Source organism: Brevibacillus sp. WF146, assembly GCF_001673705.2.
Lineage (GTDB): Bacteria > Bacillota > Bacilli > Brevibacillales > Brevibacillaceae > Brevibacillus > Brevibacillus thermoruber.
Genome location: NZ_CP109943.1, coordinates 2,280,274 through 2,304,915, shown reverse-complemented (window position 1 = coordinate 2,304,915; position 24,642 = coordinate 2,280,274). Strand labels below are relative to the sequence as shown.

Here is a 24,642-nt window from a genome sequence, read left to right as displayed (position 1 = left end):
GCGCACAGATGTGCCTAAAGAAGGCGGAAAGCTGATCTTTCCGCCACATGTGCAGTTCAATCGTTAAAAGTCGAGAACTTGCGTCAGGCCGTCCACGACGCGTTTTACATCAGGCAGCCAGATGTCTTCTGCCTGCGCGAACGGGTACACCGTATCCGGGGCAGCCACGCGAAGCACCGGCGCTTCCAGGTGCAGGATGGCGCGTTCGTTGATTTGAGCGATGATTTCGGCAGCCACGCCGGAGGTTTTTTGCGCTTCCTGCACGACGATGGCCCGGTTGGTCTTCTTCACGGATTCCACAATGGTGTCGATGTCGATCGGATTGATGGTGCGCAGGTCGATCACTTCCACTTTCGCGCCGCGCGCCTTCTCGATCTCTTCCGCCGCTTTCAGGCTGGTATGAACCATGGCGCCATAGGTGATGATGGTAACGTCGCTGCCTTCCTTCACCACGTTGGCCTTGCCCAGCGGGATGGTGTACTCGCCCTCCGGCACCTCCTGACGGAAAGAGCGGTACAGTTTCATGTGCTCCAGGAACACGACCGGGTCGTTGTCGCGGATCGCGGAGATCAACAGCCCTTTTGCATCGTACGGGTTGGACGGGATGACCACTTTCACGCCGGGCGTCTGCAGAATCAGGCCTTCCAGCGAGTCAGCGTGCAGCTCCGGAGTTTTCACGCCGCCGCCAAACGGGGAGCGGAACGTCACCGGGCTGTGGTAGCGCCCGCCAGAACGGTAGCGCATCCGGGAAGCCTGGGACGCGATCGCGTCAAAGGTTTCAAACACAAAGCCAAAGAACTGGATTTCCGCAACCGGACGGAAGCCGTTGACGGCCAGACCCACGGCCAGACCGCCGATACCGGACTCCGCCAGCGGCGTGTCAAACACGCGATGTTCGCCGAACTCGGCTTGCAGACCTTCCGTCGCGCGGAAGACCCCACCGTTTTTCCCCACGTCTTCCCCGAAGACGAGAACGGTTTCGTCGCGCTTCAATTCACAGCGCAATGCATCCGTGATGGCTTGAATCATAGTCATTTGTGCCATGGCTTACTTCGACTCCTTCGCCAGATATTCTGCCTTTTGCTCTTCCAGCGCCGGCGGCAGTGTTTCAAACATGACGTCGATCAGTTCGCTCACTTTCATCTTCGGCGTTTCGTCCGCTTTCTTGATGGCGTCGGCAACCGCCTGCTTCGCTTCTTCAATGACTGCTTCTTCGTCTTTTTCGCTCCACAGCCCTTTGCTTTCCAGGAACTTGCGGAAGCGGATCAGCGGGTCTTTTTGCTCCCATTCGTTTTGCTCTTCGCCGGTGCGGTAACGGGTCGGGTCGTCGCCGGCCATGGTGTGCGGACCGTAGCGGTAGGTGAGCGCCTCGATCAGGGTAGCGCCCTCCCCGTTGATACCGCGCTGTTTCGCTTCCTGCACCACGTGGTACACGGCCAGAACGTCCATGCCGTCTACACGCGCGCTGGCGATGCCGGCCGCTTTCGCTTTGATCGCGATGTTCTCGGCTGCGGTTTGTTTCTCAAACGGAACGGAGATGGCGTAGCCGTTGTTTTGCGAGAAGAAGATCACCGGCAGTTTGTAGACGCCGGCAAAGTTCATGCCTTCGTAGAAGTCGCCCTGGGAGGTGGCGCCGTCACCGAAGTAGGTGATGGCCACGCGCTTTTCGCCGCGCAGCTTGTAGCCCATGGCGACGCCGGCAGCCTGGGTACATTGGGCCGCGATGATGATCTGCGGCATCAGCACATTGACGCCTTCCGGAATGCGGCCGCCCTCAATGTGGCCGCGGGAGTACAGGAACGCCTTGTGCAGCGGGTAGCCGTGCCACACCATTTGCGGGATGTCGCGGTAGCTCGGCAGGATGAAGTCTTCTTTGGACAGTGCCGCTTCCGAACCGATCATGGACGCTTCCTGACCGGCCACCGGAGCGTAGAAGCCGAGACGGCCCTGACGGTTGAGGCTGATGGCGCGCTGGTCCCACACGCGGGTAAAGACCATTTTGCGCATCAGTTCGCGCAGTTCATCGTCGGAGAGCTTGGGCATCAGGTCAGGACGAACAACCGTACCGTCCGGAGCAAGGATTTGCAGCGGGGTGTTGTTGCCTGTTTGTTCAACAGCAGTGTTTACACTCATCACTTTCACCTCGTCACTGGTATCGTGGAAAATTAGACAGCCCTCGCTGGCAGCGGCGGAACCGGAGCCGCGCTCGTGCAGAGAGGGAAAACTGCCTAAAAAACAATGAGGAAATTTCACTTGTGCTGAAAGTGCTTACAAACACGTTCGCACACCCTGTTATATCTCAGTTCAAATATCTGTTCAACGTGTTATAGTATTGATATTACAGGGTTTATTTCCTTGCTGTTATCATTTACTATAAAATCTGTATCAGTTTTTTTCAAGGCTAAGTTGGGAAATTCCTGCACTTGGGAGGCGGATCGCCATGTCCGACTATGTAAAACGTACCATTGTCAAAGAAGAAGTGCCCAGTCTTCACGTGGACACTCCCCGTTCCGTCAAGGTGTACCTTCCGCCCGGATACAACGAACTGCTCTCGTATCCGGTCGTCTACTGCCAGGACGGCAACGATTTTTTTACCATGGGCCGGATTGCCACCATCGCCAACCAACTGATTCTGGATGAAGGGGTGGAACCGTTTCTCATCGTCGGCGTTTCCGTGGAACGAAGCAAACGGACGAGTGAATACTCCCCCGTCGGTTCGCGCCATGACGGATACAAACGCTTCTTTACAGACGAACTGCTCCCCTACATCGAGGAGCGTTATCCGGTGCGCCGCGATCCGAAATCCCGCGTCTTGGCGGGCGACTCGCTGGGGGGAACGGTCTCCCTGCACATCGCGCTGGACCGTCCCGATCTGTTTACACGCGTGCTGTCCCTCTCCGGCGCCTTTTTCCAGCCGACCCTGGATCGGATCGCACAGGAATCCACCCTCTCCTGGCTGGACATCTGGATGGTGGTCGGTCTGGAGGAAACGGCTGTGGAGACGCATATCGGCACGTTTGATTTCGTGGAGTGGAACCGCGCCGCCCGGCAGGCGCTCACGGACAAACAGGCTGCCGTCTCTTACCGCGAAAAGCCGGGCAGTCACGTATGGGGGCTGTGGCAAAAGGAACTGCCGGACGGTCTGCGCCACTTTTTTCCCGCCCTGCCGCTGTGAAAACCCGCGTCACGGGCCCTCAATACAATCCGTTGATCTCCCGAATCTCCGCGTACGGGTAGTAGCTGCCATCCGTCAGGTATACTCCCTGATGGGTGGCCTTTTCAATCTCGCCCGCCACCTGTCTGGCGTCGCTCAGCACAATGTTGACGATCCTGCTTTCGTCCCGCTGCATCTGATGCTGCACCAACTGGCGCTGTTTGGCGGAAATCATCGGCATCCCTCTTTCTTTTCCCTATTGTTGGATACCTATAGTATTGCTCGCTTCGGGCGATTTACTCCCCGAACGCGGCCGCCCTGCTCCCTCACGATTCCCTGTTGACGGATATATTCAACACTGTTATACTTTTTAACGTTCATTTTACTTTACTCAATTAAATAATTAAACAAGTAAAATGGTAAAACCTTATGTGGAAGCGGGCGCGGCACTGTTCTGCGGCGTGCCTCCCCGCTTGTCCGGTTGTGTTCGGCCGGAACCCCGCCTTTACGGATGGGCTGACATCAAGGTATGACTTCATGACATGTGGAGGGATTCCAATGAGTTCGCAAAAATGGGGCTTCTGGCTGCTGACCGCCTTCGTGGTGGGAAACATGGTCGGATCCGGCATTTTCATGCTGCCCAATACGCTGGTGCAAGCGTCCAGTCCGCTGGCTGTGCTGCTCGCCTGGCTGCTGACCGGGTTTGGCGTGCTGATGATCGCGCTCGTCTTTGGCAACCTGTCCGTCCGCCGGCCCGATTTGACCGCCGGCCCGCAGAGCTACGCCCGCGCCATGTTTGATAATCCGCGCGCCGGAAAGATCGCCGGTTTCAGCATGGTCTGGGGGTACTGGGTGGCAAACTGGGCGGGCAATGTCGCCGTCATCACCACGTTTGCCGGGTATCTGTCCGCGTTTTTTCCGATCATGCAGGACAAAACCGTCCTGTTCTCGCTCTTTTCCTTTCAGGTGGAAAAAGGAAAGCTCACGACGTTTCTCGTCTGCACCGCGCTGCTGTGGGGCTTCCACACCTTGTTGGTGCGGGGGCTGAACGGCGCAGGCAAGCTGAACTTCCTGTCTACGGCCACCAAGGTGCTGGGATTTGTGCTGTTTATCGGCGTCTGCCTGTTTGCCTTCAATGCGGCCAACATGGGCGATTTCTACACCCCGATCACGGATGACCAGGGCGTGATTCACGGGCTGCCCAGCCAGGTGAACATGGCGATGCTGGCTACGCTGTGGGCCTTCATCGGGATTGAGTCGGCTGTCGTCCTCTCCGGACGTGCCCGCTCCCAACGCGACGTGCGGTCGGCCACGATCGCCGGGCTGCTGATTTCGCTCGTCCTGTACATGGGCATCACGTTCCTGACGATGGGGGTCCTGCCGCTCGAACAACTGCGAGAGTCGGACAAGCCGCTGGTGGACGCCTTGTCCCAAGTGATCGGCAGCACCGGCGGGACGGTCATGGCCGTGCTGGCCATCGTTTCGCTCATCGGCAGCACCATCGGTTGGCTCCTGATCGGGTCGGAGCCGCCGTTTCAAGCGGCCCGCGCCGGCATGTTCCCCGCTTCGTTCGCCAAGGTAAACGCCAGCGGAAGTCCGGTTCGCTCGCTGACCGTTACGAACCTCATGTCGCAGTTGTTCATTTTTTCGACGATTTCCGGCACGATTGCCGAAGCGTACCACTTTGTCATCACGGTGGCGACGCTGGCCATCCTCCTGCCCTACCTGGCTTCCGCCGTGTTCCAGCTCAAGCTGGTGGCTGTCGGCGAGACGTATGAACGGCAGCCGGGCGCCCGCCTCTTTGACGGCGTGGTGGCCGTGCTGGCTGCGCTGTTCTCGCTCTGGGTGATCAAGACGGGGACGGCCGACATGAAAACGCTGCTGTTCGGACTGGCTCTCTACGCGGTCGGGCTACTGCTCTATCCGGTGATGACGCCGCGACAGACGGCGGCAGCCGCCCCTTCGCCGCAGGCAGACTCCGAACGCAATTAAATGTAAATAAAAAAAGGAAAAGGCATGTCCATGCGGTGGTATTATCCCCTCAAGGTAGACAGTAAAAAAAGAGTTCATGATATCATGGACTCATTACTGTTGACCGGAGGGGATTTTTCATGCCACCAAAGAAGGGACAGGTCTTTACTCGTTATAGCGAGGATACGAAGAAAGAGGCTCTTCGCTTGCGTTTGGAAGAGCAGTGGAGCTATCAGGAGATAAGAGAAAAGCTGGGAATTAAAAGTGATGCACAGATCATCAGTTGGGTACGTAAGCACCAGAGCGGAGAATCGTTTGAGGATTATCGTGGGCGTTGGAATAAGAAACACTTCAGTAGCCTTGAAGAGGAAAACGCCTATTTGAAAGCGCAGGTCGAATACCTAAAAAAGCTCAATCCGAATCTGCATGGGGAGGGAAGTTGGATCAGCAAGCCCGGTTTAGGACCATCGAAAAAATGAATCACAAGTATCCCATCATCATGCTGTGCAAGATTGCCGAAGTATCGCGGTCGGGTTATTACAAATGGAAAGCTGCCCGGGAATCTCGTAAAACCCGTATCGAGCAGGATACGAATGTAAAAGAGCACATCCTTGCTATTCATCGACTGCGACCTTATTTCGGCTACAAACGTATGCGTACGGCTTTACACAAAGAAGGGGTTTTGGTTAACCACAAAAAGGTGCGTAGGCTGATGCGTGAGCTGGGAATTCGTTCAGTTATCCGCAAGAAACGGCCATTTGCAGGTCGCAAACCATCCGTAGTCTTTCCGAATGTCCTCAACCGTGAATTTACAGCAGAAACCATTTTGAAGAAATTTGTGACTGACATTACCTATATTCGAATTGGTCATGATTTTGTCTATTTGTCGGTTATTTTAGACCTTTGTAACAAGGAAGTCGTAGCATGGGAGCTATCCGCGCGTAACGATCTCCAGCTCGTATTGGACACCGTAAAGCAACTGAACGCCAAAAACGCTATTCTCCATTCCGACCAAGGATTTCAATACACAACCAAATCGTACAGGGATCTACTCGAGGAGAAAGAACTTATGGGAAGCCATTCAAGACGCGGGAATTGCTTTGACAACGCATGTATCGAGTCGTTCTTTTCCCATCTGAAAACGGAAAAGCTTTACCTGGCGAAGCCAGATAGTGAAGCTGCGGCACGTAAATGTGTTGCTGAATATATCGACTACTATAACAATGAACGCTTCCAGAAAAAACTCGGCGACCTCTCCCCGGTTGAATATCGAGAAGCGATCGCCGCTTAGGTGATTCCTCTTTTTTTACTGTCTACTTGACGGGGCTATGACCACGGGGCATGCCTTTTTCTTTCCGGAATCGTCCATCGTCTCCATTTCCCAGCCGACGTCATGGACCACGAACAACGTGGAACATGCAAAAAACGCCTCCCGCTTCCGGGAGACGTGTAGCTCTCTTGTGATGGCGGATGGGGTGGGATTTGAACCCACGAGACGGCTCAACACCGCCTACACGATTTCCAATCGTGCTCCTTCGGCCACTCGGACACCCATCCATTTTTCGTGACGAGTGATAGTATACACCGTTTTTTTCGGCAAATCAATAGGGAAAATCGGCTCCAGACGAAAAAAACGTGCAGCGCGATGGACGCATGCTGCACGTTTCTGCCGTTACGCCGTCAAGACCGATTCGATGATCTCCAGCGTCTTGAGGATGTCTTGGTCGCCGATATGGCGGTGGGTGGTGAAGCGGACCACGTATTCGTCAAAATCGACGGCCCGCACGCCCCGTTCATCGAGGCGGGCCAAAAACTGCCCGGCGGTCAGTCCGGCCGATTCCGTGCGGACCAGGACGATGTTGGTCTCCACCGGCTCCACGTGCAGGCCGAGCTTGCGCAGCCCATCCGCCAGCATGCGTGCCCGGGCGTGGTCCTCCTGGAGCCGCTCCGTCATTTCCGTCAACGCGAGTATCCCGGGCGCGGCGAGGTAGCCCGCCTGCCGCAGGCCGCCGCCCAGCTTTTTGCGCCACCAGCGGGCCTCTTCGATGAATGCCCGATCGCCGGCCAGAATGGAACCGACGGGGGCGCTCAGTCCCTTGGACAAACAGACGGTGACTGAGTCGGTATGGCGGGTAAACTCCGTCACATCCCGTCTCAACGCAACGGCTGCGTTGAACAGGCGGGCTCCGTCGAGGTGAACGGCTGCCCCGTGTCGTTTGGCTGTTTCGTACACGGCCTCCATCTGTTCCGGCGCAACCACGGCGCCGCCAGCCCGGTTGTGCGTATTTTCCATGCACACCAGCCTGGTTCGCGGAAAGTGAATGTCGGCACCGCGGATGGCACGGGCCACGTCGGCCGCCTGCAGCGCGCCGCGAACCCCCGCCAGCGTCCGCGTCTGCACGCCGGCCAGCGCCGCAACCGCTCCCCCTTCGTAGTAAAAGATGTGGGAATTGGCCTCCATAATCACTTCGTCCCCGCTGACGCAGTGGGTCAGCACCGCCACCTGGTTTCCCTGGGTGCCGCTGGTGACGAACAGCGCCGCTTCCTTCCCCAGTCGTTCTGCGGCGATGCTCTCCAGCCTGTTGACGGTCGGGTCCTCCCCGTACACGTCGTCTCCCACTTCCGCCTCCGCCATCGCGCGAATCATCGCTTCCGTCGGTTTGGTCACCGTGTCGCTTCGCAAATCAATGGTCATGCAGATTCCTCTCCTCTCTTCCTTCCATTTTAACACTTTGCGCATTGCACATCGATTTTCCTGTTTGGTAAGATGGAGAGGACACTTTTTTAATAGTAAGGAGACTGCCCCGCATGAATGTAAAAATCACCCGCAACGCCGCGAAGCAACTGAAAGCCGTGCTGGACCAGGAAGAAGACAAGGAGCTGAAACTGCGCGTCTACGTCACGCATAAGCACAGCGACCACGCCCACTACGGCCTGGCGCTGGACAAGCCCGGTGCCGACGACGCGGTCGTCTCCACCGACAAGGAGATCGACGTGATCGTCAGCAAGGACGAGCCTCTGCTGGACGGCGTGGTCATTGACTACCTGTACCTGCCGGAAGAAGGCTACGTCATCACCAATCCGTCCAAAGGCAATCACGGGGATCACTGATTCCAATGAAAAAGCTCTCTGCGCGACATCCTTCGCAGAGAGCTTCTTTCTTTTTTTGAACAAAGCGTCCTCTATGATCTTCCGTACAACAACTCGTCGGGAACATCCCGCAGCAGCGGGGTCATCCGCCCCGCTTCGTGCAGCATCAACAGCCGGTGAACGGGACGGGTCATCGCCACGTACAGCAGCTTGGCGTCCCACTCGCTGTCCGTGTATCGCTCCACATCCAGCAGGATCACCGCGTCAAACTGCAGCCCTTTGGTCAAATACGCCGGCATGACCGTCACGCCGCCGGGGAACCGGCTGTCTTTGGAGCCGAGCAGGACCAGCTCGCTGATCGCGCCGCGCAGCGCCTTGTACGCCTGTTTGCTCTCTTCGGCCGTCCTGGCGACGATGGCGACGGTCTGAAAGCCTTCTTCCTGCAGCTCCCGGACGAGCCGCGCCGTTTGTTCCCACTTTTCGGCCGGAGCCGCGTACGACAGCATCTTCGGCTTTTCCCCGTGCCGCAGCACCGGCTTGGCCATCACCGACTCGGGCAGGCGAATCCTGCGCAGCACCTCGTTGGCGCAGCGCATGATCTCAATCGTGGAACGATAGCTTTGCGCCAGCGTGTAGTACGCGGCGGCAGGCTGGCCGAAGACGCCGCCCGTCAATTCGTCCCACGACTGCAGGCCCCGGTAGGCGTGGATGCCCTGCGCGATGTCGCCCACCACGGTCAAGGACTGGCGCTTCGTCACCAGGGCGATCACGGCGATCTCCAAGGCGCTGAGATCCTGCGCCTCGTCCACCACCGTATGGTCGAACTGCTCCGCCTGTTCGAGCCCGTCCACCAGATGGCGCAGGTACAACAGCGGCGCCACGTCTTCCGGCTCGATCCGCTCTTCGGCAAACAGCACCGCCGACGATCGGCAGACGTCCGCAATCACGCTATCCTCCACGTCATCCGGCGCCAGGCGTCTGAGCAGCGTCTCATCCGTGATCAGCTTCCGGTACGCCGCAAAGACATCCACCTGCGGGAAGGACGACAAGTACTTCTCCAGGATCTGTTCCATCATCCGCTCAAACTTTGTCAGTCCCTGTTTGTCCAGATCGATCCGCATCGTTCGCAGATGGGCAAACAGTTGTTTGTTCATCTCCTGCTTCAGATGCTTGCGCAGCGCCTCGAGACGCTTTCGATAGGGCAGGTGGCCGAATGAGCCGGTAAACAGTTCCCGGATCGTCTCCCCGCTGATGGAAAAGACCTGTTGGGTCCGGCTGTAGACAAAGCTCAGCTTTTTAAAAGGGATGTCCGTCTCCGCCAGGTAGCGCAGATAGCTGTCCAAGGCGGCCTTGCAGGCGAGTGAGCCTTTGAACCGCAGGCGGTTTTGCGTCATCTCCCGTTCCCGCCGGTCCTGTCCTTCCTCGAAAAACAGGCGCAGCAGCTTCTGCGGGTCGGTGATGCGCCAGCCTTTGGGCAGAAGCGGCTTGACCAGCTTGGCCGCCCAGTCCAGAAACGTGGCCTGCTGGACGTCATCCACACCCAGTTCCGGAAGCACGTCCGATATGTAAGTGAGAAACAGGCGGTTCGGCGCAAACACCATGAATTTTTTCGACATCATCGAGTCCTGGTAGTTGTAAATCAGGTAGGAGAGGCGGTGCAGCGCGATAGTGGTCTTCCCGCTCCCGGCCACCCCTTGGACGACGATGGGACGGTCTTTGTCCGCCCGAATGATGTCGTTTTGTTCGGCCTGGATGGTCGCCACGATGTCCTTCAGCCGGCTGTCGTTTGTCTGGTTCAGATTGGCGGCGAGAAACTCATCGATAAACCCTTCCTGGAGAAATTCGTCGGGATGGCCCATTTCCCGGTGGATCGTCTCCTTGACCGCCCCGTCGTAGATTCCGGTAATCTTCCCCTTTTCGATGGCAAAGTTCCGCTTCAGGCGAACTTCTCCGCGGACGATGCCCTTGTCGGTCCGGTAGAAGGCGTCCTTGCTCTCGCCGCTGTAGTAGAGGCCGGCAATCGGAGCGCGCCAGTCCACGACCAGCGCATCAAACGTATCGCTCCGGACGATCCCGCGCTTGCCGATATAGACGATGTCCAGCTCGTACGTCTCGTCCTTGAGAAAGTCCACCCGGCCGAAGTACGGTTTGTCCTTCCCTTGGTCTTCCAGATACCGCAGTTCCTTGGCCTTTTTGTAAGCGACCACCTGCTTCACGTAGTCGTCGGTCACTTCCCGAACTTCTTCGCGCAGCATCTCGATCTCCCGTTCGATGGCGGACACCGTTTCATCCAGCCGTTTTTGTTCCCGTTCGTAATCCGGATGCCGAATCGTCACGTCCATCCTCCTTTCGCTTCGAACGCGGCTGGCTCAGCCCACATGCCGGCCCAGCCAGACCCCGGCTCCGCAGGCCAACAGGCCAATGCCTGCGCTGAGCAGCACATACGCCAATCCGCGTCCGATGTTCCCGTCTCCGAAAAAGGTGACCACCTCCAGAGAAAAGGTGGAAAAGGTCGTAAAGCCGCCCAACAGCCCGGTGGTGAAGAGCAGGTACAGCTCCGGTGAGAGAAACCCCCGCTCCTTTCCCCAGGCGTATAAGAGCCCGATGCAAAACGAACCCACAACGTTGGCCGCCCACGTACCTGCCGGCCAGCCCGGCTGGTTCATCACCAAGCCCAATCCGTACCGCATGATTGATCCCACGGCGCCGCCCACTGCGACAACCAGCCACGACATGCGCATTCCTCCCTGTTCGGCCCATATCGTCGTAGAAAAAGACATCCAAGCGTCATGCGTGGATGCCTTCCTGTGCCAGTACACGTTATCTTAATGTTTGGGACCGTTGTCTTCAAGATCTTCCACATAGCGGATCGATTCCAGGTTGGCCCGCAGGGACGCCTTGACAGCATCGATGTACTTGCGCCGCAGCGCCTGCTGCTCCTGTTTTTCTTCGTCGGTCAGGCCCTCTTCGCGGGATTTCTTGGCCAACTCGTTGATCCGTTTGATTTCCGCGTCGGTTACCACAGCCTCTCCCCCTACTCTCGGTAATGCCGCTCTATTATAACACATCGGCGGCACAACGCAAACGAAAGGAAAACTTGGGCCTGCTCCGCTGCCTGCGCTGCCGTCTACTCTCCGACGGGAACAGCCAGGCGCTGTCCGGGGTAAATGTTGGAGTTGTCCAGCCGGTTCATCTTTTTGATCGCGTACACCAGTTCACGCACTTCCATGCCGGCTTCGTCCTGGTACTGGACGGCAATTTTCCACAAGCTGTCCCCCGGCTGAACCGTCACTTCCTTCACGGGAACGACCGACGCCGACTCGGATGCGAACACAAGTTCTGTCAAGAAGTAAAAAAAGAGAGAGAATACCACGAAAAACACCAATGCTTGACCGCGTGTCACACCGATGCGGCTGCGGCGCTCCGGTTTTTTGGCAAAGCGGTTGTGTGCGGAAATTGCATGCATGATACCATCCCCCTGCAAACATACGTTCTATCGTCTTGTTCTCATCATAATGCGAACATGTGTTTTGTGTCAAGTTGAAATCGAACTTATGTTTGTCGAACGCAAGATCCCATGGTATAATATAGAAAACATGTTCGAGAAAACAGGGGTGTGGTCCATGTCCAAGCTATCCAATAGACAACAAGCCATTATCGACTTCATTCGCAAGGAAGTCCGCGACAAGGGGTATCCTCCGTCCGTTCGGGAAATCGGCGAGGCCGTCGGGCTGGCCTCCAGCTCCACCGTCCACGGTCACCTGGCCCGGCTGGAAAAGAAGGGGCTGATCCGGCGCGATCCCACCAAGCCGCGCGCGATTGAGCTGTTGACCGATGGCGACCGCTACCAGGAGGACTTCGAAGAATCCGTCGTTCGTGTGCCCGTCATCGGGAAGGTAACGGCAGGGCAGCCGATTACGGCGGTGGAACACGTCGAGGATTACTTTCCCCTGCCGGAGCACATCGTCACCTCGGACAAGGTGTACATGCTCCGCGTGTCGGGCGACAGCATGATCGAGGCGGGCATCCTCGACGGCGACTACGTCATCGTGCGCCAGCAAAACGTGGCCAACAACGGCGACATCGTCGTGGCCATGACCGATGAGGACGAAGCCACCGTCAAGCGCTTCTTCAAGGAAAAAAACCACTTCCGCCTGCAGCCGGAAAACTCCACGATGGAACCGATCATTCTGGACTCGGTCACGATTCTGGGGAAAGTGATCGGGGTGTACCGGTTGATTCACTAGCAAAAGGAGGAGCCCGTATCTTTCCCGACCGTAGGCGAAAGATACGGGCTCCTTTCTGTGTATCGTCGCGGTCAGACCGGAACGATCCGGGGCAGGGGTTGCATCCCGCTGCCCATTCGATTCACGGGCCTACAAGGCGGCGATGAAGAACCAAATGATCATCACGATTTGCAGGACGACCTTGACGACCGCGCTGCCGAGAAATCCGACAAGCGATCCCACGCCCGCCTTAACCGCCCGCTCGAGCGGTTGGTTGGAGACGAACAGCTCCACCAGCACCACAAACAGGAACGGCAGGATCAGCATCCCGAACGGCGGAAACAGGAAAATCCCGAGAAAAATGCCGACCGCCGCGGCAATCGACGACCACTTGGAACCGCCGTACCGCTTCACGAAGTACATATTGGTCAGCAAATCGGCTCCGTACAGCAGCACGCTCAGCACCGCCATCCCCCACCAGAACGACGCCGGCAGCCCGGCTCCCGGTTCGGCGAGGACAAAGTGGTACAGCAGGAACCCTGCCCACAGCAATATCGTATCCGGCAAAACCGGCAGAAAAATACCGGCGATGCTTGCGACAAACAACGCCACGATGACGATCCACAGCAGTATCTCCATCGGGTACACTCCTTTCTGTAAGGATATACGGATCAGGGCGCCATCCGTTGCATCATTCTTTTCATCCTTGTCCACATTGTTGCCTGATCAGCCCCGTCCGAACCCCGGCGGTACGGGCGGACGGCGCTGACAGAATCCAATTACGACGGCCGGGGGCATGACCGCGTCCTGTTTGTCAAAACGCTTCCCCCGCAGGAGGAAGACTGAGGTGAACAACTGGCACGACCTCACGTATCTGCAAGCGGGAACCCCCCGACAGCGCGCCGCCTGGGAGGCCATCCACCGCTTGGGCATCATGGAGCGGCTTCAGGCATACCAGCCGGTGCTGGCGGGAACGATTCCGCTGGACATCGACGTGGCGGACAGCGATCTGGACGTGATCTGCTGCGCGAGCGATTTGGACGCATTCGATCGCTTCGTTCGCGATGCGTTTGGCCGGCAGGACGGCTTTTCCCAGCAACGCTGTGACGTCAACGGCGTGCCGTCCAGCGTCACTTCCTTTTGGCACGGCGGATTTGCGTTCGAACTGTTCGCCCAGCCCGTACCCGCCGATCGGCAAAACGCCTACCGCCACATGGTGATGGAGGCCCGCCTGCTGGCCCTCTCCGGCGAACAGGCCAGAGAGGGTATCCGGGAGCTGAAGCGGAACGGAATGAAAACGGAGCCTGCGTTCGCCCGCTATTTCGGCATTCCCGGCGACGATCCCTATCAAGCCCTGCTGGAGTGGGAACGGTTCAGCGACGCGGAGCTGGCGGAACTCATACAAAAAAGAACCTGATGACGTCATCCGTCACCAGGTTCTTTTTTCGTTGTATGCCGATCAATAGGTGGTCATGTACTGTTCGCGCTCCCAATCGTGGACGCGGGTGCGGAACATATCCCATTCGATTTCTTTCGCCTCGATGAAGTGGATCAGGGCATGCTCGCCCAGCGCTTCGCAGATGACCGGATCGGCCTTCAGGCACTCGATCGCTTCCTTCAAGGTAGCCGGCAGGCTTTCGATGCCGGCAGCTTCGCGCTCTTCCTCGGTCATCACGTAGATGTTGCGATCCACCGCTGCGGGCAGCTCCATTTTGTTCTTGATGCCGTTCAGCCCTGCTTTCAGCATGACGGCGAGGGCCAGGTACGGGTTGGCAGCCGGGTCCGGGTTGCGCACTTCGATCCGCGTGCTCAAACCGCGGGAAGCCGGGATGCGTACCAGCGGCGAACGGTTTTTCGCCGACCAGGCCACGTAGCACGGCGCTTCATAGCCGGGCACCAGACGCTTGTAGGAGTTCACCAGCGGATTGGTGATGGCCGCAAATCCGCGGGCATGGTGCAGGATGCCGGCCAGGTAGTGTTTGGCCGTCTGGCTCAGGCCCAGCGGGTCGGATTCGTCGTAGAACGCATTTTCGCTGCCGCGGAAGAGAGATTGGTGAGCGTGCATGCCGGAACCGTTTACGCCAAACAGCGGCTTGGGCATGAACGTCGCGTGCAGACCGTGCTGACGGGCAATGGTCTTGACCACCAGTTTGAAGGTGACGATTTGGTCAGCCGCCTGCAGCGCGTCGGCGTACTTGAAGTCAATCTCGTGCTGGCCGGGCGCTACCTCATGGTGGGACGCTTCAATTTCGAAGCCCATTTTTTCCAGGGTGAGGACGATGTCGCGGCGACAGTTTTCGCCGAGGTCGAGCGGCGCGAAGTCAAAGTACCCGCCCTGGTCGTTCAGATCGAGCGTCGGCTCCCCTTTCTCGTCAATCTTGAACAGGAAGAACTCCGGTTCCGGACCGACGTTGAAAGCGGTGAAGCCCATCTCTTGCGCTTCCTTCAGCGCACGCTTCAGGATGTAGCGCGGATCCCCTTCAAACGGGGTGCCGTCCGGCATGTAGACGTCGCAGATCAGACGGGCCACTTTGCCGTGCTCGGTGCCCCACGGGAAGACTACCCATGTATCCAGGTCCGGCACAAGGTACATGTCGGATTCCTCGATGCGCACGAAGCCCTCGATGGACGAACCGTCGAACATCATTTTGTTGTCCAGCGCCTTGGGCAGTTGGGAGAGCGGAATCTCCACGTTTTTGATGACCCCCATCAGGTCGGTAAACTGCAGGCGGATGTACCTGACATCCTCCTCTTGGGCCAGACGCATAATGTCTTCCTTGGTGTACTTGCTCACGATCTCTCCTCCTATCGCTTACGTTGTCTTGTATTAGTGGAAGAAGCGGGAAAGCTCTCCACGTATCAACGCATTCTCGCCGTGGCGAGCAGCGTTGTTGAACAAAATTTGCTGCTTCAGAAGCTGATGCAGTTCCTTTTCGGACATTTCCTTCCGCTTGACCTCGGACGTGGCGGTGATCTCCGTTTTTTCCGGGGCGGGCTGCTGAAGCTGCAGCACCTGCTTGATGCCGGCGATGTTGAGTCCTTTTTCGATCAGCGCCTTGATTTCCAGCAAGCGATCGACGTCGTTAAAGGAGAAGAGTCGCTGCTTCCCTTCCGTTCGTGCCGGCTGGATCAGTCCGTTTTGCTCGTAATAACGGATCTGCCGCGCGGTCAGATCGGTCAGCTTCATGACGATCCCGATCGGGAAGAGAGCCATGTTCCGACGAATGTCATCACTCATGACGTGTCCCTCCTCTTCTCTTCGCAAATTCCTTGGTTGTATTGTAAGGCTTTTCAAGAATCCTGTCAATGGATGTGAGAAAAGATTACACAAAATGATGCATGTACAAGCCAGCAAAAGCGAAAAGACGGGAAGCGTCTCTCGCGACGCTTCCCGCTTTTTGGGCACCCGTTTTTTGGGTAATCGGTTCGTTTACGCGGTCTACGCGGTCGGAAGTTCCAGCAGCCCTTTTTCCAACAGGAGGTCCAGCGCGGTCAGGATGCCGACCTTGACGTGGGAGTAGGTCAAGCCGCCCTGCACGAAGCCCAGGTACGGCGGACGGATCGGACCGTCGGCGGAAAACTCGATGCTCGCCCCCTGGATGAATGTACCGGCCGCCATGATGACCGGATCGGCGTAGCCGGGCATTTCACTCGGATAGGGGGTGACGTGGGAATCGACCGGCGCTGCCTTCTGGATTCCCTGGCAAAACGCGATCAGGCGCTCCGCCGAGCCGAATTCAACTGATTGAATCAGGTCGGTGCGCGGCTCGTGCCACAGCGGGTTGGTCCGGAAGCCCAGCCGCTCCAACAGCGCGGAGGAGAAGATCGCCCCTTTGAGCGCTTCGCCCACCACGTGGGGAGCGAGGAAAAAGCCCTGGTACATTTCCAGCAGGGAGTACAGCGACGCCCCTCCTTCCGCGCCGATGCCGGGCGCGGCCATCCGGTAGGACGCGAGCTTCACCAGGTCCTTTCTGCCGACGATGTATCCGCCGGTCTTGACCAGGCCGCCGCCCGGGTTTTTGATCAGCGAACCGGCCATGATGTCCGCGCCCACCTGCAGCGGCTCCCGCTCCTCGGTAAATTCGCCGTAGCAGTTGTCCACGAAGACGATCAGTTCCGGATTCCGCTCTTTGACAAAGCGGATCATCTCTTCCAGTTTGGCGATGGTAAACGACGGGCGGTCAGCGTATCCACGCGACCGCTGAATGCCGATCACCCTCGTCTTCGGGGTGATCGCCTCGGCCACCGCGGGGAAGTCAATCTCGCCCTCCGGCGTCAGCGGCACGTAACGGTACCCGATGCCGTAATCCTTCAGTGAGCCCTGCCCCTCGCCGCGCACGCCCACCACTTCTTCCAGCGTGTCGTACGGCTTGCCGGTGATGTACAGCAGTTCGTCGCCGGGGCGGAGCAGGCCGAACAGGCAGATCGCGATGGCGTGCGTGCCGGAGATGATGTGCGGCCGAACCAGTGCCGCCTCCCCGCCAAACACGTCCGCGTAAATCGCCTCCAGCGTCGAACGGCCCGCGTCGTCGTAGCCGTACCCCGTCGACGGGGCAAAGTGAAACTCGTTTACTTCATGCTTCTGAAAAGAACGGAGCACCTTCAACTGATTGTAGTCGACCAGGGCGGCAATCTCCTGATGCCGCCCGGCAATCATCGCTTCCACTTCCTGCACGATCGGGCGCAGCCGTTCTCCATGGGTGAATAATGAAAACATCGTCGTTCCTACCAACTCTCTTCTGCAATCTCTGGCTTGTCCAGGAGGAATGGGACGACTTTCCCGTAGATGGGATGGTCCCGGTTGATGCGTACGGTAATCAGATAAGCGGCATCCGCTTCGTCAAACGCCTGCTCCATCTCGACGCCTTCGCGGTGCAGCAGCGACACGATGTCCCCGCGCTCCACCGGCACTTTCAGCGTGATCCGGTCGAAGGAAGCGTAGACGTACGATTCGATGCGCTCCAACAGCCGCTTCAGGTCGTCGTCCCGCAGCGCGGAGATGAGAATGGCATCGTCCACCGGCGGCAGGTACGTGCCCTCGCGGATCAAATCCGCCTTGTTGAACACCACGAGCTGCGGGATGTCGTCCGCCTTCAGCTCGCGCAGGATGCGCTCCACCACTTCCATGTGGATTTCCAGGTCGGGATGGTGGCTGTCCACCACGTGCAGGATCAGATCGGCTTCCTGGACGCCTTCCAGCGTGGAGCGGAAAGCCGCCACCAGCGTTGTCGGCAAATCCTGGATAAACCCGACGGTATCGGTGAGAAGCACGTCCATGCCGCTTGGCAGGGAAAGCTGCCGCGTCGTCGGGTCGAGGGTGGCAAACAGTTTGTCTTCCTGCAGGGTGTCCGCGGAGGTCAGCCGGTTTAACAGGGTGGATTTGCCGGCGTTGGTGTAGCCGACCAGCGCAATTTGATAGACGCTGTTTTTCTTGCGCCGCTCCCGGTGAAGCTGGCGGGTGCGCACGATGTCGGCCAACTGCTGTTTCAGCTCGCTGATTCGCCGCCTGATGTGACGGCGGTCGCTCTCCAGCTTGGTCTCCCCGGGCCCCCGCGTGCCGATCCCGCCGCCCAGGCGGGAGAGCTGCCTGCCCTGTCCCGCCAGGCGCGGCAGCAGGTAATTGTACTGGGCCAGTTCCACCTGGATCTTGCCCTCCCGGGACTGCGCCCGTCCGGCGAAGATGTCCAGGATCAACTGGGTGCGGTCGATCACCTTGCAGTCGAACGCCGTGTCCAGGTTGCGGGTCTGGCTGGGCGACAGCTCGTCGTTGAAGATGACCAGATCCACGTCCAGCTCCCGGGCGCGGTGGGCGATCTCCTGAATCTTGCCGCTGCCCAGATACCAGGCGGGATCGATGCGCTCGCGGTTTTGCGTGACCACGTCGAGCACTTCGACGCCGGCCGTCCGCGCCAGCTCGTGCAGCTCCTCCATCGAGAGACGTGCCCGCTCCGCATCGCGATTATCCAAAAAACAGCCGACCAGGATGGCTGTTTCGACACGTTTGATCACATCGTCCACGAATTCACGTCCTTTCCCACCCTATCATACCACAATTCGTCCGGGATGTTAGGAAGCGGACCAGACAAAATCCTCCGGCTGCAGCGTCATCACGTCATCGCGCGTCGGTTCCGGCACGGCCAAGAGCCGCACTGCCTGTTTGCGGATGGCCTGTTCAATGGCATTTCGAACGTAGCGGGCATTGCTGAAATTGACTTCAAACACGTCGTGGCGCTTGCGCATCAGATGCTGTCGCAACTTTTCCTTGGCGGAGGGGGACAGCCGGTATTCCTTTCCCTCCACCATCGACTCGGCAATGCTGATCAGTTCGTCTACCGTGTAGTCGGCAAACCGCAGTTGAATGGGAAAGCGGGAAGGCAAACCGGGATTCAGCTCCAGAAACGCGTCCATTTCATCGGTATAGCCGGCCAGAATGCAGACAAAATCGTTGCCGTGGTCCTCCAGCGCTTTTGTCAGACAATCGATCGCTTCCTTGCCAAAATCCTTTTCTCCGCCGCGCGCCAGGGAGTACGCTTCGTCGATGAACAGAATGCCGCCGAGCGCCTTTTTGATGAGGTCGCGCGTCTTTTGCGCGGTATGGCCGATAAATTCGCCGACCAGATCGGCCCGCTCCACCTCGATCAGGTGTCCCTTGCTCAAAATGCCCATTTCGCGAAAGAGTTTGCCAAACAATCGGGCGACCGTCGTCTTTCCGGTGCCCGGATTTCCTTTGAACACCATGTGGTATACCTGCTTCTCCAGCTTCAGGTTGTGCTTTTCCCGCTCCTTGTTCAACCTGAGCAGCGCGTGGATCTCGTACATCAGCTTTTTGGCTTCACGCAAACCGATCAGCCGCTCCAGCTCGTCGAAGGCAGCGGCCACATTGCCGGGGGCGGTGGTACGTACCGTGTCGGCCAGCGTTTCCGGACGTTTGACCTTTTCCGGCCGGCGAAACACCACCTGGATGCGGTGCGGAGCCTTGTCTGCCATCGAATCAGCCGGCGGTTGATTGCCCGACGGTTTCACCAGCGATCACCTGCCTCATGGTCATACCTTAGTATACTCATGGGGCTGGCAAACCTGCCCATTTTTTTCTACAGGGCCGGGTACCTGTTGTGGGCACCTGCCGGACCAAACCGGTCGAACAGCCACGACATGACGAGCAGACCGGCCATGCAGCCGGACAGAAACGGCACGATGCCGCCCAGCAGACGCGCCATCGGCCATGCGCCGCCAGCGCTCCATCCCCACGCGGCGCCCGCGAGCAGGCCGCAGCCTCCCACGCCCAGCCAATACAGCCATTTTGTCCGGGCCGGAAGACTTCTCCCGCCGCCACCTGCAGCCGCTCCCCGACGCGCCGCCAGCCAGAGTGTCAGCACAATCAGCGACAAGCCGGTGAGCGTACTGCCGTGCTGCAGCATCTTGTAGACGGGAACGTCCAAGCCCATCCACGGCACCGGGACCCGCTGTTGAAGAAGCGGAAGGCGGCTGACCATGAACGCCCCCTGATGGGTAAACGCGTCCCAGACGATATGGGTGAGGCTGCCGATCACCGCCGAATCGGAAAAGACCAGCCCATCACGCAGCGAGCCGATGCCCCAGGGCTTGGCCGCAGCGTACCCCAATCCCCGGTCAAACGGGGCGGGCAGGCAGGCGACCAGGGGGCGCTTGGCGATTCGGTGAAAGAGAACGGCCAGCAGCAAAGCGACGGGCAGATCAAACACAATCAGGCCAAGCAGGGAATGGCTGACTGTGCTGTACGGCCTCAGCCGGAAAAAGTATTCAAAATCGGGAGCCATGCTGCCGAAGACCAGCGCGGTAAAGGACAGCCAGCGAACGCGCCAAAAGGGCAAAACGATCGCCGGGTGGGCGAACGTGAACGGCAAGGACCTCACTCTCCATAATATATGTTATGTAAACAAATAGACTGATTCGACCAGTCTCCTGCTTTTGCTTTTTTTCCGCGTGCCGGAACCCACAAATCCTGTCCCCGACAGTGAAAAAGCCCGGATGGCTAAGATCCCGGCTTCGTTGGTGTGACGCTATGCTTGCTGATTGTTTTCTTGGGACATGAGCGACACGGGACGCTGCGGCGTAAACGTGGAAATGGCATGCTTGTAAACAAGCTGCTGTTTTCCTTCGCTGTCGATCACGATGGTAAAGTTGTCAAACGCTTTGATGTAGCCGCGCAGTTGAAAACCGTTTACCAGGTAGATGGTGACAGCGATGTTCTCCTTCCGCAAGTGGTTCAGGAACGTATCTTGAATGTTGATCGACTGTTTCATGTTCATTACCCCCTAAAAGGACTTGTATGTTATATATTCGGCAATCGATGAAACTTTCCTGCCAATATCTGCTTGATTGTTTGCACGATCTTCGGGCGCTCGGCGGGATCGGTCAGATCGAACCACTGCACCTCCGACATGCGCCGAAACCAGGACATCTGGCGCTTGGCAAAATGGCGGGTCCGCTGCTTGATGTCGTTGACCGCCTTCTCCAGCGTAATCTCTCCGTACAAATACGGAATCAGTTCCTTGTAGCCCAGGCCCTGCATCGACGTAAGCGCCGAGCCGTAGCCTTGATCCAACAGACGGCGCACCTCTTCCACCAGACCGGCTTCCAGCATCTTGTCCACGCGCTGGTTGATGCGCTCGTACAGCACTTGCCGATCCATCGTCAATCCGATCATCAGCAAATCGTACGGGGAATGCTCGGCCCGATGTTGAAAATCGGACATTTTGGTGCCGGTCAATTCATAGATTTCCAAGGCGCGAATCACCCGTTTCACATCGTTGGGGTGAAGCCGTTCCGCTGTCAGCGGATCGATCGCGGCGAGCCGCCGGTGAAGCGCCTCCACTCCCTCCGTCTCGGCCAGGCGCTGCAGCCTGCTGCGCAGCTCCGGATCCTGCTCCGCCTGGGCGAATCGAAAGCGATGGGTGACCGACTCGATGTAGAGACCGGTGCCGCCGACGATAAACGGCAGCTTCCCGCGCGCGTTGATCTCGGTGATCAGCCGGGTCGCCGCTTCCTGAAACAGCGCCACGGAGTACTCTTCATCCGGATCGATGATGTCGATCAGGTGGTGCGGCACGCGCGCCCGCTCTTCCGGCGTCGCCTTGGCCGTCCCGATATCCATGCCGCGGTAGACCTGCATGGAATCGCCGGAAATGATCTCGCCGTCAAACTGTTCGGCCAGCTCGAGGCTCAACTCCGTCTTGCCCACGGCGGTCGGGCCGACGATCACGACCAGTTTTTCTTTTGGTGGCAAAGTCACTCCCCTCCATCTGTCTCTTTATAGCTGTACACGACCTGGTGGCCGCGCGTGCGAAACGGGGTAAACCCGAACCGCTCGTACAGCCGTCCCGCCTTGCCTTCCTTCAGGACGACGCGCCGTTTGGCAACTCTGAGCGCCTCCTCCACCGCCTCTGCGTCCAGCGGAGCCATGTTGGCGTGCTCGCGGATGCCGGCAATCCCGGTGGAGTCGTGCACCGTCCGCACAAACATCGGGTCGAAGTAGACCACGTCAAACGAGCGGTCCGGCAGGCCTTTCAGGATGTCGAGATGGTGCCCGTGCCGCACTTCGATCCGGCCCATGGCCTCGCGCAGCGCCTCCGAGTCGGTCGGATAGTGACGCAACCCGTCTGCGACCAGAATCGCGATGCGCTTTTCCGACTCGATCCCGACGACCCGGCCGGTTCGGCCGACAGCGTGGGCAAAAACGATCGCGTCGGCGCCGAGGCCGAGCGTGGCGTCCAGCACGCGGTCTCCTGGGTGAATTTGGCAAGCGGCAAGCATAGTATCAGTATCACCGCGCTCCAGGCGCTTTATACGAAAGGCGGCCGTGTTCGGATGAAAAAAGAACGGTTTCTTCCCTTCCGCTTCCAGGCGGGCCCCTTTGGCGGTGACGATCAGCACTTCCGCCTCTCCGTAGCGCCGGCGCAGCTCCTCAATCGAACTGCCGCCCCGCTCGACGACCGGCAGTCCAAACTGCGCAGCCAGTTCGGCCGCGTGGCGGCGCGTCTCCTCGCTGGGTTCCAGTCCGGTGGTAATCAGCATCTACATCACCCGTTTGAACATTTTCTCCAGATCGTAGCTGGAGAAGTGGATGACGATCGGCCGCCCGTGCGGACACGTAAACGGACTGGTCGTTTCGCGGAGCTGGTTCAGCAGGCTTTCCATCTCCGCATGGGTCAGATAGCGGTTGGCCTTGATCGCCGCCTTGCAGGACATCATGATCGCGGCCTTCTCGCGCATCGCCCGTATGTCCACCTGAGCCGCCTCGCCCGTCTCCAGCACAAACTGGATCAGCTCTTCGATCACTTCCAGCTCGCTTCCCTCCGGAAACCAGTGAGGATGGGCCCGCACGATGAACGTGCGGCCGCCAAACGACTCGATGTCAAGGCCAAACGATCGCAGCAGGGGCAGCTTTTTCTCCAGCTTCACCGCTTCCTGGGCCGTGCACTCCACGGTGTGGGGGAAGAGCAGCATCTGGCTGGCGACGCTCTCCTGCTTCAGTTTTTCCATGAAGTACTCGTAGAAAATCCGCTCCTGCGCGGCGTGCTGGTCAATCAGATACATGCCGTCGTCGTTCTGCGCCACGATGTAGGTGCCGTGTACCTGCCCGACCGGAAAGAGCAGCGGCACGGCCGATGTATCGCCTCCGGGCTCTGCTGTGGCCCGTTCCGTCTCGGGAGCGTAGAGAGGCTCGGCAGCAGGCGGCTCTGTCCCCAGGCCTGCTTCCGTCACCGGCGCAGGTTCTGCCGGTGCAAGGGGCGCCGCTTGCCGATCGGCCGCCGGAGTTTCCAGCCCGCCGGCTGCCCCGGACGGCGCGTTTCCCTCTCTATGAGACGTGCCAAAGGCCTCCGAAGTTGCGGTCATTCCGCCCGCTGCCTGATTTTCCTGCAGCGAAACGGCCGCGGACCGCTCCTGCGAAAGGCCCGCGTACTCCACGGCGGTTTCCTTTACGACGGAGACGTCAGTGGGCGCGGTCCCGCCTGGATGCGGGGATGGCTCTTGTGACGGGGCCTCCTGTCTTGCCAGCCACTCCCGCAAACGCGGACTGGCCTGAAGATCAACGGCGCGGGGGATGCCCGGGCTGCTCACCGCTCCCGGTTTGGGGAGCTGGAGGTCAAACTGCGGCTGCACCACCTGCTCCACCACTTTCGCCCTGCGCTCGGCCGCCATCGGCCGGACAATCTCCAGCCCCTGGCGCAGCGTCTCCCGGACGGAGCGTTCGATGGCGCCTACCAGCTCGTCTTCCTTGCTGAAACGAACCTCCAGCTTGGCGGGATGGACGTTGACGTCGACGAGCGACGGGTCCATCTCGATCTGCAGCGTGACGATCGGATAGCGGCCGACCGGCAGCAGCGTGTGATAGCCGCGCAGGATGGCGTTGTTCAGGCCAAAGTGGCGGACGTACCGGCCGTTGACCAGCGTGGACAGGTAGGAGCGGTTGGCCCGCGTCACTTCCGTTTTGGAGACGAAGCCCGACCAGCGGAAGTCCAGTGTCTCCCCGCTGATCGGCAGCAGCAGCTTGGCCACCTGCACGCCGTAAATCGCCGCCATCACGTGCAGCAGCTTGCCGTCGCCGGAGGTCTGCAGGAGCACTTTGCCGTTGTGCGTCAGGGTAAAGGCGATGGACGGATACGTCAGCGCCAGCCGGTTGACGTAGTCGGAAATATGGCCGATTTCGGTGGCGATCGACTTCATGTACTTCAGCCGGGCCGGCGTGTTGTAAAACAGGTCGCGCACGCGAATGTCCGTCCCTTTGACCGCGGCGGCGTCGGCTACCTCCGTAATGGTTCCGCCCTCAATCGTCAGGCGCGTCCCCACCTGGCTGCTGGAGGGGCTGCTCGTCAGCTCCATCCGGGAGACAGCCGCGATGCTGGGCAGGGCCTCGCCGCGAAACCCCAGGGTGCGAATCCGGAACAGGTCGCGCGTCGTGCGAATCTTGCTGGTCGCGTGCCGTTCAAAGGCCAGTTGGCAGTCTTCCCGGTCCATGCCGTGGCCGTTGTCCACCACGCGGATGAGCTGCAGCCCGCCTTCTTCCACGTGCACCTCGACCGCGCTTGCCCCGGCGTCCACCGCGTTTTCCACCAGTTCTTTCACGACCGAAGCCGGCCTCTCCACCACTTCGCCGGCGGCGATCATGTTGGCGAGATGCTCGTCCAGCACTTGAATGTGTCCCATCGGTCTCCTCCTTGG

General features: G+C 58.9%; 25 protein-coding genes and 1 tRNA gene. 6 read left to right on the top strand and 20 right to left on the bottom strand.

Going from position 1 to position 24,642, the window contains the following annotated elements; genetic code table 11:
• Positions 1-63: 63 nt before the first annotated feature.
• Both A6764_RS11410 and pdhA read right to left on the bottom strand, forming a co-directional pair.
• Positions 64-1,044, bottom strand: a complete 981-nt coding sequence (locus A6764_RS11410; RefSeq protein WP_065066481.1) for an alpha-ketoacid dehydrogenase subunit beta — start codon at positions 1,042-1,044, stop codon at positions 64-66.
• Between the two features lie 3 nt (positions 1,045-1,047).
• Positions 1,048-2,133 carry a pyruvate dehydrogenase (acetyl-transferring) E1 component subunit alpha gene (gene pdhA, locus A6764_RS11405; RefSeq protein WP_029099071.1) on the bottom strand — a complete coding sequence of 362 codons (1,086 nt, stop codon included), beginning with the start codon at positions 2,131-2,133 and terminating at the stop codon, positions 1,048-1,050.
• Between the two features lie 307 nt (positions 2,134-2,440).
• On the opposite strand from pdhA, the gene A6764_RS11400 reads away from it, so the two are divergent.
• Positions 2,441-3,175, top strand: a complete 735-nt coding sequence (locus A6764_RS11400; protein ID WP_029099070.1) for an alpha/beta hydrolase — start codon at positions 2,441-2,443, stop codon at positions 3,173-3,175.
• Positions 3,176-3,194: 19 nt separating this feature from the next.
• On the opposite strand, the gene A6764_RS11395 is transcribed toward A6764_RS11400, so the two are convergent.
• Positions 3,195-3,389, bottom strand: a complete 195-nt coding sequence (locus tag A6764_RS11395) for a hypothetical protein (protein WP_029099069.1) — start codon at positions 3,387-3,389, stop codon at positions 3,195-3,197.
• 323 nt (positions 3,390-3,712) lie between these two features.
• On the opposite strand from A6764_RS11395, the gene A6764_RS11390 reads away from it, so the two are divergent.
• Both A6764_RS11390 and A6764_RS11385 read left to right on the top strand, forming a co-directional pair.
• Positions 3,713-5,146, top strand: coding sequence for an amino acid permease (locus A6764_RS11390; RefSeq protein WP_264622231.1), 1,434 nt, complete (start codon positions 3,713-3,715; stop codon positions 5,144-5,146).
• Between the two features lie 119 nt (positions 5,147-5,265).
• Positions 5,266-6,416, top strand: a protein-coding gene (locus A6764_RS11385) for an IS3 family transposase (protein WP_413541954.1) whose coding sequence is annotated in 2 segments (ribosomal slippage) — positions 5,266-5,527 and positions 5,527-6,416 — 1,152 coding nt in all. Because the reading frame shifts where the segments join, the coding sequence is not laid out codon by codon here.
• A 173-nt stretch (positions 6,417-6,589) separates the two neighbouring features.
• On the opposite strand, the gene A6764_RS11380 is transcribed toward A6764_RS11385, so the two are convergent.
• Together A6764_RS11380 and ltaE are read right to left on the bottom strand one after the other, a co-directional pair.
• A tRNA-Ser gene (locus tag A6764_RS11380) sits at positions 6,590-6,682 on the bottom strand.
• A gap of 115 nt (positions 6,683-6,797) precedes the next feature.
• Positions 6,798-7,820, bottom strand: a complete 1,023-nt coding sequence (gene ltaE, locus A6764_RS11375; RefSeq protein WP_065066483.1) for a low-specificity L-threonine aldolase — start codon at positions 7,818-7,820, stop codon at positions 6,798-6,800.
• A 113-nt stretch (positions 7,821-7,933) separates the two neighbouring features.
• Between ltaE and A6764_RS11370 the strand changes: the two genes are divergently transcribed.
• Positions 7,934-8,236 carry a HesB/IscA family protein gene (locus A6764_RS11370; protein WP_029099067.1) on the top strand — a complete coding sequence of 101 codons (303 nt, stop codon included), beginning with the start codon at positions 7,934-7,936 and terminating at the stop codon, positions 8,234-8,236.
• A 71-nt stretch (positions 8,237-8,307) separates the two neighbouring features.
• Here A6764_RS11370 and A6764_RS11365 read toward each other — a convergent pair whose 3' ends face one another.
• From A6764_RS11365 to A6764_RS11350, 4 genes are all read right to left on the bottom strand, one after another.
• Positions 8,308-10,551, bottom strand: coding sequence for a HelD family protein (locus tag A6764_RS11365; RefSeq protein ID WP_065066492.1), 2,244 nt, complete (start codon positions 10,549-10,551; stop codon positions 8,308-8,310).
• Positions 10,552-10,584: 33 nt separating this feature from the next.
• Positions 10,585-10,950: a fluoride efflux transporter CrcB gene (gene crcB / locus A6764_RS11360; RefSeq protein ID WP_065066484.1), complete on the bottom strand. Its 366-nt coding sequence runs from the start codon at positions 10,948-10,950 to the stop codon at positions 10,585-10,587.
• Positions 10,951-11,040: 90 nt separating this feature from the next.
• The gene (locus A6764_RS11355) at positions 11,041-11,238 is read right to left on the bottom strand and encodes a DUF896 domain-containing protein (RefSeq protein WP_044898250.1); all 198 of its coding nucleotides are present in this window, start codon (positions 11,236-11,238) and stop codon (positions 11,041-11,043) included.
• Between the two features lie 104 nt (positions 11,239-11,342).
• On the bottom strand, positions 11,343-11,681 hold the full coding sequence (locus A6764_RS11350) for a cell division suppressor protein YneA (protein ID WP_029099063.1): 339 nt from the start codon (positions 11,679-11,681) through the stop codon (positions 11,343-11,345).
• A 157-nt stretch (positions 11,682-11,838) separates the two neighbouring features.
• On the opposite strand from A6764_RS11350, the gene lexA reads away from it, so the two are divergent.
• Positions 11,839-12,462 carry a transcriptional repressor LexA gene (lexA, locus tag A6764_RS11345; RefSeq protein WP_029099062.1) on the top strand — a complete coding sequence of 208 codons (624 nt, stop codon included), beginning with the start codon at positions 11,839-11,841 and terminating at the stop codon, positions 12,460-12,462.
• A gap of 129 nt (positions 12,463-12,591) precedes the next feature.
• Here the strand turns inward: lexA and A6764_RS11340 are convergent, their stop codons facing one another.
• Positions 12,592-13,080 carry a DUF456 domain-containing protein gene (locus tag A6764_RS11340; protein WP_035297425.1) on the bottom strand — a complete coding sequence of 163 codons (489 nt, stop codon included), beginning with the start codon at positions 13,078-13,080 and terminating at the stop codon, positions 12,592-12,594.
• Positions 13,081-13,288: 208 nt separating this feature from the next.
• Here A6764_RS11340 and A6764_RS11335 point away from each other — a divergent pair, with 208 nt between their 5' ends.
• Positions 13,289-13,858 (top strand): DUF4269 domain-containing protein, encoded by a 570-nt coding sequence (locus tag A6764_RS11335; RefSeq protein ID WP_065066485.1) that lies wholly within the window; start codon positions 13,289-13,291, stop codon positions 13,856-13,858.
• Between the two features lie 42 nt (positions 13,859-13,900).
• On the opposite strand, the gene glnA is transcribed toward A6764_RS11335, so the two are convergent.
• From glnA to mutL, 10 genes are all read right to left on the bottom strand, one after another.
• Complete coding sequence (gene glnA / locus A6764_RS11330; protein WP_029099058.1) at positions 13,901-15,235, bottom strand: type I glutamate--ammonia ligase; 1,335 nt, start codon at positions 15,233-15,235, stop codon at positions 13,901-13,903.
• A 33-nt stretch (positions 15,236-15,268) separates the two neighbouring features.
• The gene (locus tag A6764_RS11325; protein ID WP_044898247.1) at positions 15,269-15,679 is read right to left on the bottom strand and encodes a MerR family transcriptional regulator; all 411 of its coding nucleotides are present in this window, start codon (positions 15,677-15,679) and stop codon (positions 15,269-15,271) included.
• A 201-nt stretch (positions 15,680-15,880) separates the two neighbouring features.
• A complete protein-coding gene (locus tag A6764_RS11320; RefSeq protein WP_065066486.1) occupies positions 15,881-17,158 on the bottom strand; it encodes a methionine gamma-lyase family protein in 1,278 nt (425 codons plus the stop codon).
• An 8-nt stretch (positions 17,159-17,166) separates the two neighbouring features.
• On the bottom strand, positions 17,167-18,459 hold the full coding sequence (gene hflX, locus A6764_RS11315) for a GTPase HflX (RefSeq protein ID WP_065066487.1): 1,293 nt from the start codon (positions 18,457-18,459) through the stop codon (positions 17,167-17,169).
• A 48-nt stretch (positions 18,460-18,507) separates the two neighbouring features.
• Positions 18,508-19,464 (bottom strand): AAA family ATPase, encoded by a 957-nt coding sequence (locus A6764_RS11310; RefSeq protein WP_029099054.1) that lies wholly within the window; start codon positions 19,462-19,464, stop codon positions 18,508-18,510.
• A 68-nt stretch (positions 19,465-19,532) separates the two neighbouring features.
• Positions 19,533-20,324 carry a DUF4184 family protein gene (locus tag A6764_RS11305; RefSeq protein WP_065066488.1) on the bottom strand — a complete coding sequence of 264 codons (792 nt, stop codon included), beginning with the start codon at positions 20,322-20,324 and terminating at the stop codon, positions 19,533-19,535.
• Between the two features lie 156 nt (positions 20,325-20,480).
• Entirely contained in the window at positions 20,481-20,723 is a 243-nt protein-coding gene (gene hfq / locus A6764_RS11300) for an RNA chaperone Hfq (RefSeq protein ID WP_029099053.1), read from the bottom strand.
• 29 nt (positions 20,724-20,752) lie between these two features.
• Complete coding sequence (miaA, locus tag A6764_RS11295) at positions 20,753-21,712, bottom strand: tRNA (adenosine(37)-N6)-dimethylallyltransferase MiaA (RefSeq protein WP_065066489.1); 960 nt, start codon at positions 21,710-21,712, stop codon at positions 20,753-20,755.
• Positions 21,709-22,494, bottom strand: a complete 786-nt coding sequence (locus A6764_RS11290; RefSeq protein ID WP_065066490.1) for a class I SAM-dependent methyltransferase — start codon at positions 22,492-22,494, stop codon at positions 21,709-21,711. The genes miaA and A6764_RS11290 overlap by 4 nt, the downstream gene beginning before the upstream one ends.
• On the bottom strand, positions 22,495-24,627 hold the full coding sequence (gene mutL, locus A6764_RS11285; RefSeq protein WP_065066491.1) for a DNA mismatch repair endonuclease MutL: 2,133 nt from the start codon (positions 24,625-24,627) through the stop codon (positions 22,495-22,497). It abuts the gene before it with no gap.
• Positions 24,628-24,642: the final 15 nt, after the last annotated feature.

Excerpts from the sequence above, each read along its gene's own strand:
- A6764_RS11410 (WP_065066481.1), bottom strand. The coding sequence starts at position 1,044 with ATGGCACAAATGACTATGATTCAAGCCATCACGGATGCATTGCGCTGT.
- pdhA (WP_029099071.1), bottom strand. The coding sequence starts at position 2,133 with ATGAGTGTAAACACTGCTGTTGAACAAACAGGCAACAACACCCCGCTG.
- A6764_RS11400 (WP_029099070.1), top strand. The coding sequence starts at position 2,441 with ATGTCCGACTATGTAAAACGTACCATTGTCAAAGAAGAAGTGCCCAGT.
- A6764_RS11395 (WP_029099069.1), bottom strand. The coding sequence starts at position 3,389 with ATGATTTCCGCCAAACAGCGCCAGTTGGTGCAGCATCAGATGCAGCGG.
- A6764_RS11390 (WP_264622231.1), top strand. The coding sequence starts at position 3,713 with ATGAGTTCGCAAAAATGGGGCTTCTGGCTGCTGACCGCCTTCGTGGTG.
- ltaE (WP_065066483.1), bottom strand. The coding sequence starts at position 7,820 with ATGACCATTGATTTGCGAAGCGACACGGTGACCAAACCGACGGAAGCG.
- A6764_RS11370 (WP_029099067.1), top strand. The coding sequence starts at position 7,934 with ATGAATGTAAAAATCACCCGCAACGCCGCGAAGCAACTGAAAGCCGTG.
- crcB (WP_065066484.1), bottom strand. The coding sequence starts at position 10,950 with ATGTCGTGGCTGGTTGTCGCAGTGGGCGGCGCCGTGGGATCAATCATG.
- A6764_RS11350 (WP_029099063.1), bottom strand. The coding sequence starts at position 11,681 with ATGCATGCAATTTCCGCACACAACCGCTTTGCCAAAAAACCGGAGCGC.
- lexA (WP_029099062.1), top strand. The coding sequence starts at position 11,839 with ATGTCCAAGCTATCCAATAGACAACAAGCCATTATCGACTTCATTCGC.
- A6764_RS11340 (WP_035297425.1), bottom strand. The coding sequence starts at position 13,080 with ATGGAGATACTGCTGTGGATCGTCATCGTGGCGTTGTTTGTCGCAAGC.
- A6764_RS11325 (WP_044898247.1), bottom strand. The coding sequence starts at position 15,679 with ATGAGTGATGACATTCGTCGGAACATGGCTCTCTTCCCGATCGGGATC.
- A6764_RS11320 (WP_065066486.1), bottom strand. The coding sequence starts at position 17,158 with ATGTTTTCATTATTCACCCATGGAGAACGGCTGCGCCCGATCGTGCAG.
- hfq (WP_029099053.1), bottom strand. The coding sequence starts at position 20,723 with ATGAAACAGTCGATCAACATTCAAGATACGTTCCTGAACCACTTGCGG.
- A6764_RS11290 (WP_065066490.1), bottom strand. The coding sequence starts at position 22,494 with ATGCTGATTACCACCGGACTGGAACCCAGCGAGGAGACGCGCCGCCAC.
- mutL (WP_065066491.1), bottom strand. The coding sequence starts at position 24,627 with ATGGGACACATTCAAGTGCTGGACGAGCATCTCGCCAACATGATCGCC.